This is a genomic window from Neorhizobium galegae bv. orientalis str. HAMBI 540, assembly GCF_000731315.1.
GTDB classification, from domain to species: domain Bacteria; phylum Pseudomonadota; class Alphaproteobacteria; order Rhizobiales; family Rhizobiaceae; genus Neorhizobium; species Neorhizobium galegae.
Window position 1 is genome coordinate 653409 of the sequence record NZ_HG938354.1, and the last position, 11812, is coordinate 665220.

Annotated in this window: 10 protein-coding genes and 1 pseudogene; 7 read left to right on the forward strand and 4 right to left on the reverse strand. The window is 62.1% G+C overall.

Translation table 11 applies throughout. The features are described from left to right. Window positions 1–201 precede the first annotated feature (201 nt). Window positions 202–1137, forward strand: coding sequence for a LysR family transcriptional regulator (locus RG540_RS25605; RefSeq protein WP_041364710.1), 936 nt, complete (start codon window positions 202–204; stop codon window positions 1135–1137). 46 nt (window positions 1138–1183) lie between these two features. Here the strand turns inward: RG540_RS25605 and RG540_RS25610 are convergent, their stop codons facing one another. Then, a complete protein-coding gene (locus tag RG540_RS25610) occupies window positions 1184–2542 on the reverse strand; it encodes an MmgE/PrpD family protein (RefSeq protein ID WP_041364713.1) in 1359 nt (452 codons plus the stop codon). Between the two features lie 69 nt (window positions 2543–2611). Here RG540_RS25610 and RG540_RS25615 point away from each other — a divergent pair. Beyond that, window positions 2612–3549 (forward strand): annotated as a pseudogene (locus RG540_RS25615) (LysR family transcriptional regulator). A gap of 58 nt (window positions 3550–3607) precedes the next feature. On the opposite strand, the gene RG540_RS25620 reads toward RG540_RS25615, so the two are convergent. The 3 genes from RG540_RS25620 to RG540_RS25630 are packed head-to-tail and all read right to left on the reverse strand — an operon-like array spanning window position 3608 to window position 7058. Further along, on the reverse strand, window positions 3608–5275 hold the full coding sequence (locus tag RG540_RS25620) for a Zn-dependent hydrolase (protein ID WP_041364717.1): 1668 nt from the start codon (window positions 5273–5275) through the stop codon (window positions 3608–3610). Then, window positions 5275–6210: a dihydroorotate dehydrogenase gene (locus RG540_RS25625; protein WP_041364719.1), complete on the reverse strand. Its 936-nt coding sequence runs from the start codon at window positions 6208–6210 to the stop codon at window positions 5275–5277. The genes RG540_RS25620 and RG540_RS25625 overlap by 1 nt, the downstream gene beginning before the upstream one ends. Beyond that, window positions 6210–7058: a dihydroorotate dehydrogenase electron transfer subunit gene (locus RG540_RS25630; RefSeq protein ID WP_080725160.1), complete on the reverse strand. Its 849-nt coding sequence runs from the start codon at window positions 7056–7058 to the stop codon at window positions 6210–6212. The genes RG540_RS25625 and RG540_RS25630 overlap by 1 nt, the downstream gene beginning before the upstream one ends. A gap of 348 nt (window positions 7059–7406) precedes the next feature. Between RG540_RS25630 and RG540_RS25635 the strand changes: the two genes are divergently transcribed. The 5 genes from RG540_RS25635 to RG540_RS25655 all read left to right on the forward strand — a co-directional run bounded on the left by RG540_RS25635 (window position 7407) and on the right by RG540_RS25655 (window position 11811). Then, window positions 7407–8294, forward strand: a complete 888-nt coding sequence (locus RG540_RS25635; RefSeq protein WP_244446766.1) for a helix-turn-helix domain-containing protein — start codon at window positions 7407–7409, stop codon at window positions 8292–8294. A 184-nt stretch (window positions 8295–8478) separates the two neighbouring features. Next, complete coding sequence (locus RG540_RS25640; protein WP_244446767.1) at window positions 8479–9252, forward strand: ABC transporter ATP-binding protein; 774 nt, start codon at window positions 8479–8481, stop codon at window positions 9250–9252. Next, window positions 9252–10019, forward strand: coding sequence for an ABC transporter permease (locus tag RG540_RS25645; protein ID WP_041364727.1), 768 nt, complete (start codon window positions 9252–9254; stop codon window positions 10017–10019). The genes RG540_RS25640 and RG540_RS25645 overlap by 1 nt, the downstream gene beginning before the upstream one ends. Beyond that, complete coding sequence (locus tag RG540_RS25650; protein WP_051909786.1) at window positions 10012–10797, forward strand: nucleoside phosphorylase; 786 nt, start codon at window positions 10012–10014, stop codon at window positions 10795–10797. The genes RG540_RS25645 and RG540_RS25650 overlap by 8 nt, the downstream gene beginning before the upstream one ends. 9 nt (window positions 10798–10806) lie before the next feature. Beyond that, window positions 10807–11811 carry an ABC transporter substrate-binding protein gene (locus tag RG540_RS25655; protein WP_041364729.1) on the forward strand — a complete coding sequence of 335 codons (1005 nt, stop codon included), beginning with the start codon at window positions 10807–10809 and terminating at the stop codon, window positions 11809–11811. Window position 11812 lies beyond the last annotated feature (1 nt).

Below are 11812 nucleotides of genomic sequence, written 5' to 3' on the forward strand. Positions count from 1 at the left end.
GGTTTCCTTGGGGCAAGCCTGTCCCTTTATGGGCTTCGCTTCGATGATGGAGATTGCCGATCTTGTTCAATCCACCTCCAGCTTCCGCTGAGCAAATCGACCTATGGGTGTTGTCGGGCAATCCCAGCCGGTCTAAGGAGACATCCAGTCGGCTTGCGACAACTGGTACGCTGTGTGGTTTAGCCGAATTCAGGATTTTGGATGCCCCCTGACTATCTGGATACGAAACAGCTCGAGGCGTTCGTTGCCGTGATCTCGATCGGCAGCATGACCGGCGCTGCCAAGGCGCTGGGCAAGTCGCAGCCGGTGATTACCCGGCTCATACAAGATCTGGAGCAGGAACTCGGATTTCCAATCCTGCATCGCAACGGTCCGCGAATAGCGCCGACGGAGCATGGCGTGGCCTTCTTCGCTCAGGCGGAGCTGTTCTTGAGCGGATTGCGCACGATCAGCGAACGTGCCCGCTCGATCGCGACAGCGCGGGCGACGCCCATCGAAGTGGCGTCGATCCCGGCCATCGCCGCGAGCATTGTCCCGCTCGCCCTGAGCGACCTACCCGCGGACCAGTTTCCGGATCATGTCCACCTTCTAAGCACGTCGGCTGAAAATGTCGTGCAGGCGGTCGTGGCGCGAACCGCCGATATCGGCATCGCAAGCCTTCCGCTGGATAATCCCGGGGTGGATGTGCATTGGGTGGGCGAGGTGCCCTGTGTCGCCGTGGTCGCCGCAAACGATCCCCTGGCCGGCCTCGATCTGCTTTCCGCGGAAAACCTGAAGGGCCGCCGGCTGATCGCTTCCGCCAACCCCTACCGGCTGAGGATGAGGATCGACAAGGCGCTTGCGGAGCATTCGATTGAAACGGGTGGAATTATCGACAGCAATGCGACCTATGTCTCGCTCGCGCTGGCTCGCTCGGGACTTGGCGTGGCGATCGTCGAGTCCGTTACCCTGACCGGGCTTCCGATCAAGGATGTCGTCATCCTGCCGCTCGCCTTCCACATTCCGTTCTACTGGGGCGTCATCACGGCAACCGGCGTACCGCTGCCTGCGACTGTCGAGCGGCTGATCTTGTCGATCGAGCGCCGGGCAATGGACGTGCCGCATTTTCGCAGGCTCAAAGGGATGCCACCCGTTTAAGGCTGCCACTGATTTGGTGCTGAAGCTTCGCCTTCGGAATGCCCACTCAAGACGATGCCGCAAGCAAGTTCAGGAGATTTGATGCCGAGGTCGACTGAGAGAGATCCAGGAGATTGTCGTAGAGATCATCGGTCGCATGTCCGGAGCCCCAATAAACGCAATCGACGAATTTGCTTCGTCGCTGGCCGGCGTCGAGGGGAACCTCGATCGATCCCTTGGCATGAAGCCGTTGGCTCTTAAGACCTGTATCGTCCCGCAGTGTCACAGTCAGCACATGCGGAAGACGATCATGACCGTACTCCTCGCCTGATGTGTAGGAATGCATCTCGATCCGCGGCATCAGCGCAAGGACGTCTGCCTGTCGAAGGGCGGCGGGGGCGAAGTCCGACAGGCTGAGCCTGTCCTGCAGCATCGCCCTTGCAAGGCAATACGGCATCGAGAAGCGAGCCTGCATCTCGTTCTCTGGCCGCGGATAAGCAAGATTGCGGGCGGCTGAAATCCCGACTTTGACGTCGATACGATCGATATCGCCGGCGCTCAGCCGATGTTCCTGTTTCAGGTCGAAAAGCGCGTCGATTGCCCGATGCGTCGAGGCGCAGCAGGGATGGCGCTTGGTGACAAGACCGCGGGTTTCAATGACATGGGCTTCATCCAGCCGCCAGTCCGCCCAACCGCGGGCTTCGCCGCCGCCAAAGAGATCCAAAAAACCCTGCGGTCGCTCAAGGATGTCGAGCCGGCCGCCGCTGCCTGACATAGCCAGCAGGGCGGCTTCGACTGCATTGCGCGCTGCAATTCCGGCATGCAGTGGTTTGGCCAGGGTGCCGAACTGGCCTTTGGGACCGGATGCCATCGAGGTGGCCAGGCACATGGCCTGCGCCGTCTCCTCGATGTTGGCGCCGAGCAGGCGCGCGACGCCGGCGGCCGTTCCAATCGCGCCGACCGTGGAGGTGCCATGCCAGCCTCTGTTGTAATGGGAGGGATTGACCCCGAAACCGACTGCCGCCTGGGCCTCGAGCCCGGTCAGATAGGCTTCCAGAAACTGCTTGCCGCCGATCGGGCGCTGCGGATGGAGGGTGGCGAGCAGGGCCGGCACCAGAACTGCGGACGCATGAGCCCGGGCGGGATGAAAATTATCATCGAAATCGAGGGCATGGGCCGCCGTGCCGTTCACAAGTGCCGCCACCGAGGGCGATGCGTATCTGCCTGTGACAAGCCATCCGGAACCGCTGGCGGATATCTCATTGCCGAATGCCGCGGTAACCGCCGCTACGCTTGGATCCTTGGTGCCCGCCATCATGCATCCGAGCGTGTCGATAACCGCGTCGCGGGCGCGCTCCATGGCAAGAGATGAAAACTCCGTCCGCGCTGAAAGCTGTCGGGCGATATCGAGTAGGATCGTGGCCATTGACGAATGTCTTTCGCTGCGCTTGGTACACGGGCAAAAGTGTTCGACTTCGACGAAGGCCGCAATCTTATGCGGTTTTCGAATAAGTCTATCGAAGGAAGGGGTTCTCCATGGTGAAGGCGGCGATCAGCCTGAAGCATATCGAGGCCTATGACGCGATCGCCGCCACCGGTTCGACGGTTGCCGCAGCATTGGAGCTCGGCATTTCGCAATCGAATGCAAGCCGGCTCCTGCAGCAGCTGGAGGATTATCTTGGCGTTCGCCTGTTCGAGCGTGACAAGAACCGCCTGGCGCCGACGCGCGAAGGCCTGCAGCTCGGACCGGAAATCCGCGCCATCGCCGATCGCCTACGTGTGCTTAAGACGGCGGCCATCGAATTGGAGAACGGGCGCTCCCGCGACATGCTGCTGAGACTTGCTTTTCCGGCCAGTCTGTCGTCGAACCGGATACCTAGAATGATCCGAGATTTCCTTGCCGCCAACGGCCCGATGCGCGTGGAACTGGCCTCCGGCAATTATCTGGCGCTCGAACGCATGGTTGCCGATGGCGAAGCCGATATCGGTTTCGCGCGCCTGCCGCTGGCAACTCCGGGACTGCGGCAGGAAAAGCTGCTGCCGTCGCGGATCGTCTGCGTCGTGCATCGGGATCATCCGCTCGCCGAGCGGTCGTCGCTGATGATCGCCGAGCTGAAGGGCCACGATCTCATCGTCCTCAATCGTGAACGGCCCGTCCGCCATCAGCTTGAGGCGCTGTTCTATCAGCACGGCTTGCGACAGCGGCCGTTGCTGGAGGCGCATTCCGTCGCAAGCGCCTGCGCACTGGCCGCCGAGGGTCTTGGCATTGCGCTGGTCAGTGAACTGATCGCCCGCGAATACGCGGCACTGCCCTTGCGCTTCGTCGTGCTGGAACCGGAGCTGCCGGTCACATATTGCCTGCTCAGCGGCGAAAAACATCCGCTGTCACGGGCCGCCGGCCTGTTCCTGCAGAGCATTGCCGGCTGGTCGTGAGCGAAATGTCTTCCCCAGGGGCGCGGTCAACAATTAGGCAACCGAAATCGTCGCTGCACTACAAGCCGGCAGCGCGAATTGTCGACCGCTGGCGATCAATTGCCAGGCTGCGCGCTACAGTCGATAGGGCATCAAGCCGAACTCCGGCATCCGGGTTTGCGAATGCAGCGTCGAGCGTGTTGGCATATCCATCAAACCTGGACAGTTCCTGGTCGAAAACAGCGGCCTCGACCGGTTCGGCATAATATGTTTCGGCGACTTCCTGCGCCGCGAGACCCAGCATGAAATAACCGACCACGCGATCCGGATCGTCGATCGCGGCTTGCCCGGCGGCCACAGCCGCGGCGCGATAGGCGCGCACCGCATTGCCCTTCTGGCGGATGATGTCTGTGATGTTGGAGAACATGGGACCACTTTCCTTCGCTGGTTGGCCGCCGACCGACGTTTCGTGAGGATTGCCGAGGAACTCGTAGAGGATGGCTGTGGCGATTTCGAAATCGCCAATCTCCATCGCCTCCTGCGGATTATGCGATCCGTTGCGGTTGCGGATGAAGATCATGCCCGACGGAATGCCGGCCTCGGAAAAGATCGCGGCGTCATGCCCGCCGCCGGACGGGATCAGCGTCGGCTGCACGCCGACGGTTTCCGCCGCTTCGGTCAGCCGGGCGATCAGCGGCTGGCTGCAGAGCGCCGGACTGGTCCAAAGCGCCTGGCCGAGATCGAAACGAACGGCGCGTTCGTTCTCGATACGCGTCACGTGCTGGAGGACGAGTGCGTGCATTGCCTCCAGCATATCGCGGTCCTGGCTGCGAACGTCGAGGCTGAACTCCACGCTGTCCGGAATGCGGGAGAGTGCATGCTTCTGCTGATCGGTTGAGACCATGCCGCTGGTGACGACGAGGTCGCGGCCCTCGGCGACGAAATCATGCCAGGCGGCGTCAAGCACGTTGAGGAACTCCGCCATTGCGAGCACCGGATCGTGCCGATAGGCAAGGGGAACCGCGCCGGAATGGCCGGCTTCGCCGAAACAGGAGATTTTCTTGAAACGAAAATTACCGCGAATGCCGGAAACGACCGCAGCCGGCACATTGCGCTCGATAAGGACAGGCCCCTGTTCGATATGCACCTCGACATAAGCCTTGACCGCCGAGCGATCCAGGAGGGGTTTGCCGGCCCGGATCGGCGCCATGTCGATGCCGACCGCCTCCATGTGTTCGTCGAGCGTGCGGCCGTCGCTTTTGTGGCGGGCGGAAAGTTCATCCTGCGAGAGTACGCCGAGCAGCGCCTTGGAGCCGATGTAACATGGGCCGAACCAGGCGCTCTCCTCGCCGCGCATGGCGATGACCTTTACCGGTTCGGGGAAACGAGCGCCTTCGCGTTTCGCCCGGACGAGGCAAAGCAGCCCGGCCAGCACGCCGGCGAGCCCGTCGAAATTGCCACCGCTGGGGACGCTGTCGACATGTGAGCCGACGAGGACATAGTGCTCGGCCCCGGCATGTTGGGGCAGCGAGAAGACGAGGTTGCGGCCGGCATCCCATTCCGTCGCGAGCCCTTCCGAACGGGCGAAGTCGACTAGGAAATCCAGCGTTTCCGTCTCCACTCTGGAAAAGGCCGGACGGCTCACGCCCTCGACATCTGCGGTACGCTCGGCGATCTCGGCAAACAGCCGGGCGGCGGCACCGGCGAGGTCAAAGCATGCGGACCTTTCGAGAACGGCGGCATTCATCACGCATACTCCGCAAGGGTGATGGCTTCGTCGGCGATATCGACCGAACCGATCAGGGCGTCGACGGAGGGGAGGCCGCGTCTTTCAAGTTCCTGTTCGAGTTCGCCGATGAGGCGCGGCATGGTGGCGGGGCTGATGAACGTGGCAGTGCCCACCTGCACGGCGCGAGCGCCGGCGATCAGGTATTCCAGCACGTCGTCCACCGTCGAGATACCACCGCAGCCGATGACCGGGATGGAAACTGCCCGGGCACATTGATAGGTCATGCGCAACGTGATGGGCTTCAGAGCCGGACCGGAAAGTCCGCCCATGACGTTGCCGAGGCGCACGCGGCCGGTGGCGCTGTCGATCGCCATGGCGAGCATTGTGTTGGCGGTCACGAGTGCGTCGGCGCCGGCCGCCTCGGCCGCCTGCGCGACTTCCACCACCTCGCCGGTATTGGGCGAAAGTTTTGCCCAGAGGGGAAGGCCGGTGGCGGAGCGCATCTTGCGGATGACGTCGCCGGTCGCGCCCGGCCGCATTGCGAAGGCTTTGCCGTGATCCTCGACGTTAGGGCAGGAAATATTGACCTCGATCGCCGCGACACCCGGCACGCTGACCTCTTCGGCGAAGCGTGCGAATTCGTCGGCGGTATTGGCGGATATGCTGATCACCAGCGGCGCATCATAGTCTGCATAGAACGGCACGGTGTTCTGCAGAAACCAATCCGCGCCCTTGCTGGGGATGCCGATCGAATTCAGCATGGCGCCGTTCGCCTCGCAGACCCGCGGCACCGGATTGCCGGCGCGCTTGCCTCGCGTAATGGTCTTCGTCACATGTGCACCCAGGCAATCGAGATCGAAAACCTCCGCCAGCTCCTCGGAAAAGGTGCCGGAGGCCGGCATGATCGGGTTCTTGAGCGTCAGCGCGCCGATCCGGGTGGTGAGGTCGGCCATTACAGAACCTCCTGGAGATCGAAGACCGGTCCCTCGCGGCAAACCCGGAGATTTACGGCGCCGTCCTCGTGCCGAAAAGGTCGCACGCAGGCCTGGCACATGCCGATGCCGCAGGCCATGTGCTGTTCGAGCGCTACTTGTCCGCCGATGCCGTGGCGGGCGCCGATCTCCTGCAGCATGCGCATCAGCCGCGCCGAGCCGCAGGTGAAGAAAGCGTCGATGCCGCGGCTGCGGATCAGGCCCTCGATCAGGGGCATCAGGCTTTCGACATCCGAATTGCCTTCAGTATCCGTCACGGTGACGACTTCCGCGCCGAAGGAGCGGAAGAGGTCGGTCGACATCAGCAGATCGGGCGAGCGCGCGCTGCAGATTGCCGTCAGCGGCAGTCTGAGGCGAGCACATTCCTGCGCCAGCGGGGCGAGTGTCGCAAGCCCGACGCCGCGGGCGATGAGCAGCGGGCGGCGCCATTCGGGCCGGATCTCGAACCCTTGGCCGAGTGGACCGACGATGTTCAGGACATTGCCGGTTTCGAGGCCGGCGAGAGCGCCGGTGCCTTCGCCCGCGACCTTGTAGAGGAACGCGAGGTCGCCGTTTTCGCGATCGCAGGAATAGATGCTCATCGGCCGGCGCAGATAAGGCTGAAACCGATCCGTCTGCGGGCAGAGCAGGTGAAAGAACTGCCCCGGCTGGCAATCCAGCACCGAACGCGGCGCGGAAAGCGTAAGAAGGCGATATTGGCCGTTTACCCATTCATGCGCTTTGACCCGGCAGTCTACCTCATGGACGGAGTGACGCACGGGAGCGGCGGTGGGAGCAAAATCGGAGACGACGCAAAGGCTTGCTGGCATGGCGGTGTCCGGAATCAAGAAAAATAATGCCCTCGGCGGATGGACCGCCTATCGGATCGGAATGTCGGTGGGTGGGCGACGTCGGGCTTCAGCACTTCGCCCTGACCGTCGCACGGGGTCGCTCGCTTTGGATCAGCGTCGGAGAAGGTGGTAGTCGGACGTCATAGGGTGCTCCCTGCGTTCGGGGTCCAAAAACAGAGCCTATTGTGGAAGTGCGAAAGCTGTCAAGACGATTCTCAAAAATGAGAATTATCGCATGAAGATTAACTACATTGCGATTATTCCAGTTTTTGTTTAAGGAGTCGAAGGTTTGGCAACAGGATGACGGGAGGAATCGCCTTGGACTTCGTGAGTTCCACAGAGGATGTCGGTCGTCGCCTTCGCGCGTTCCGGATGGGGGCGGGGTTTACCCCTGAGGAGCTCGCTGCCAAGGCCGGCGTTTCGCGGGCTGCGATCTATCGCTACGAGTCCGGCAAGCCGCCGAAGGTGGACACGCTTGGCAAGATCGCCGATCTGCTTGGCGTCTCGCTGCCGACCCTGCTCGGCGTCGGCGTCGAGTATATTGCTTCTGCTGTCAGTTTTTTCGAGCGGATGCGCCAGCTTGAGGAGGATGTGGACCAGATCACCGTGATGTTCGGGCCGATTTCGTATCTGCTGACGACCGACCGCTATGATGAGCTTCTGCCGACGGTACTCGATGAAAGCATTCCTCAGGACGTCAGTGACCGAAAGACGGCGATCCGGGAAATCTCAGCTTTGATGGATATCCTGAAGGCCCGCAAGGAGACGTTCCGCAGGCGCAGCCCGAGCATCGTCAGCTTGGTTTCGGCCGCTGAACTGGAGGAGTTCGGCCGTGTCGGGTTCGTCGGCGCCCATGATCATCCGGGTGTTAGACTGTCGGAACGCCAGGCCGCCGCCCGCGCCGAAATCGAGCATGTCGTGCATATGCTGCGGGAGCAGCCGATCGGCGTTCAGATCGGCGTCGTAATCGATTCCATGCCCGGCGCAAGCTTCCAGATCTTCAAGCGTGCCGACAAGGCACAGGTGGCGGTCAGCCCCTTCCGGCTCGGTTCGTTCGCCAATATCCGCGTTGGCGTCGCCACCATTACTGCGGCCGCGGAGGCGGTTCAGCTCTATGGTGGCATTACCGACCAGCTCTGGCGGCGTAGCCTCAAGGGCGATCAGGCGGCCGATTTCATCGAGAAAACGGTCCTCAAGAGACAGGCGGCCGCTTGAGTTCTATCAGGGCGCGAAACCGCACATGGAAAGCAATTTTGATACTAATCTCATCTTTGAGATTTTTGTTGCGCCCGTGAAAGTTTTGTGAAAGCTTGACGCCTTTCCGGGGCAGGCGGGCCATCCAAGGGGATTTATCTCCTCGCGGATCAATTGTTTCCCCAGCAAGGCAGGGAGTTTTTGGGTGGCGCAGTCGGAGCGGATGATCGATATCGCGGGTGTTCACAAGACATTCGTGGCTGACCACGGGACGGTGACGGCGCTGGAGCCTGTCAGCATCACCATCAGGGAAGGCGAGTTCATCTCGATCGTCGGGCCGTCCGGCTGCGGCAAGTCCACGCTGCTGCGGCTGATTTCCGGCCTCGACCAGGCGACCGGCGGTTCGATCACGCTCAACGTCTCCGGCCGCAAGCGCCCCGTCGGTTTTGTCTTCCAGGAGCCCGTGCTGCTGCCGTGGAAGACCATTGTCGACAACGTCCGTTTCCCGCTCGATACAGCCGGCGTTGCCAGGGCTCAGGGCGACAAGACGGCCCTCGACCTGATCAAGATGGTCGGGCTTGCCGGTTTCGAAAAGGCGTTGCCGCGCCAGCTGTCCGGCGGCATGCGCCAGCGTGCAGCGATCGCCCGCGCGCTTTCCGATGATCCGCCGATCCTGCTGATGGACGAGCCCTTTTCCGCCGTCGATCTCATGACCCGCGACAATCTCAATGACGAACTGCTGCGCATCTGGCAGTCGACCGGCAAGACGATCCTGCTGGTCACTCACAGCGTCGACGAAGCCGCCTATCTGGCGGATCGGGTGATGGTCATGACGGCCCGTCCGGGCAAGCTCCAATGCGTCCATACTGTCGAGCTTGCTCGTCCTCGTGGCGAACAGACCAAGCTCGATCCGGCCTATCACGCGCTGGTCGCCCAGCTTCGCCGCGATCTGCGGACGCCGGCCGGGGAGGCGCATTGATGAACAGGCGCTTTTCCGCGGCGGTCGACTACACGCTGGCGCTTGCCGCGCTCCTGTTTGTCTGGTGGTTTGCAACGGGGCCGATGGCCCTGCCGACCTTTCTTCTTCCGTCGCCGCTGCGCACCTGGAATGCGCTGGTCACCATCGCGCTCACCGGCGAACTCTGGCTGCATCTCGGCTTCACGCTCCAGAACATCGTCCTTGGCCTGATCCTCGGCTGCATTGCCGGCATTGCGATTGCCTATGTCATGACCCGCTTTCCGAAGCTCGCTGTCTGGCTCGACGGGCCGCTGGTCATCCTGCAGACGGCGCCGAAGATCGCGCTTGCGCCGCTCTTCGTTGTCTGGTTCGGCTTCGGCGTGCTCTCCAAGATCATCCTGATCTTTTCGCTGGTCTTCTTTCCCGTCTTCGTCGGTGCGGTCGCCGGTTTCCGAACGCTCGATCCGAAGATGAAGGATCTTTCGAAGCTGCTCGGCCTCAGCGCCGTGCAGCGCTTTCGCCAGATCGAACTGCCGGCGGCAATGCCGGAGATCTTCGTCGGTCTGAAGATCGGCGCGGTGCAGGCGCTGGTCGGTGCGGTTCTGGCGGAATGGATGTCCGGAAAGGTCGGGCTCGGTTACCTGATGACCTTCGCATCGGCCACCTACAAGACGCCGCTTCTGTTCGCAGCCGTCCTGATGACCGTTGTACTCGGCCTGGTCCTGCATGTCGCGCTGACCATTCTCGAACGCCGGCTTCTCTCCTGGAAGGGTGCGAAGAATGGCTAGGACCAGCGCTGCCTTTCCCTGGAAGAACGGCCGCCCGCCGCATCTGCCTTGCGGTCCCGGCGACATTGCCGAAAACGTGCTGACCCCTGGTGATCCGGATCGCGTGGCGCTGCTTGCCGACATGCTGGAAGACGTGCAGGACTTCGGCCGCAAGCGCGAATTCGCCGTCATCACCGGCAGTTACGAAGGAAAGCGGCTGACCATCTGTTCGACAGGCATCGGTGGCCCTTCGACCGAAATCGCCCTTGTGGAACTCGCCATGCTCGGCGCCAGGCGCGTCATCCGGATCGGCGGCATGTCAGCGCTCGTCGCGGAATACACCGTCGGCTCATTCATCGCGGTCGACAGGGCAATCGGCGATACCGGCACTGCCATGACATATCGGGCAGCCGGAGGCGAAGCAAAGGCTTTACCGCAGATAACCCGAGGCCTCGTTGCCGCCGCGGCCGAGTTAGGCCTGACCTGCCGGCCGGGCATGGTCGCTTCGACCGACAGCTACTATTTCGGCCAGGACCGCCGTTATCGTCCGCTCGACGGTGGCGCCGATATCTCCGCCAATTTCATCGACCGCTTCCAGGCTCAAGGTGCCGTCGGCGTCGAGATGGAGAGCGAGATCACGCTGACGGTCGGCGGGGCGATTGGCCTCGAAACCGGCTGCCTACTTGGTGTCCACGGAAATCGCGCCACCGATGATTGGCTCGACGACTATGAGGCAACCCAGCGAAACCTTCTGCGCATTGCGGGAAGGGCATTTTCCTCCACAAAAATGGGAACTTAGGAGCCAACCATGATCCAGTTTCGCGTGACGACCGCGGCAAGCCTGCTCGCTCTTCTTACCTCGCCCTTCTTCGCGTCGATCGCTGCAGCGGCCGACAAGGTCGTGCTGCAGATCGATGGCGCAGCCGCCCCTTTCTACGCGCCGCTTTATGCCGGCGTCGACAAGGGCATTTTCGAGAAGAACGGCATCGAAGTCGAATTCATCTATGCTGCTGCCGCCGACATCCTGACGAACATCGCCGCCGGCAATGTCGATTTCGGTTTCCCGAACGGTGATGCGGTGGTGGCGGCTGCCGCCAACGGCCTGCCGGTCAAGGTCGTCCATACGACCTATCAGCGCGGCATCGGCGCGCTTCTGGCCAAGGGCTCCAGTGGCATCAAGACCTACAAGGACCTGAAGGGCAAGAAGATCGCCGTTACCAGCCTTGCCAGCCCCAACTATCTTCAGCTCCAGGTGGGTCTCAAGCAGGCCGGCCTCAGCCTCGACGACGTCAGCGTCGAGGTCGTCGCGACCGGTGCCATCGTGCAGTCGCTTCAGGCCGGCCAGGTCGATGCGATCGTCTTCTCCGAGCTTCGCAAATACAATCTCGAAGCCGACGGCACCAAGGTCACGATGATCCTGTCGAACGATTTCCTCCCGTCCTTCGGCAACGTCGTCGTCACCAGTTCGAAGAAGCTTTCGGCAAACCCGGATCTGGTGAAGCGCTTCACCACCGCCGTGACCCAGTCCTATGAATGGGTCATCGATGGTCATATCGGCGATGCGCTCGACATCTCGCTTGCCAAATACACGCCGACCTGGCCGAAAGACCAGAAGGCCATTCTGACGACCGCCTTCGAACAGACCTTCGTGCCGTCCGTCTGGCAGAGCGCGCTGACAAAGCAGAAGGGCCTGGGTGCCGCCGATCTGGCCGCCTGGCAGAAAAACGCCGATATCCTGGCGCAGTACAAGGTCATCGACAGCGCCCCCAAGGCGGCCGACTTCGTCGTCGATCCGTCGACGATCGGTAAGTAGA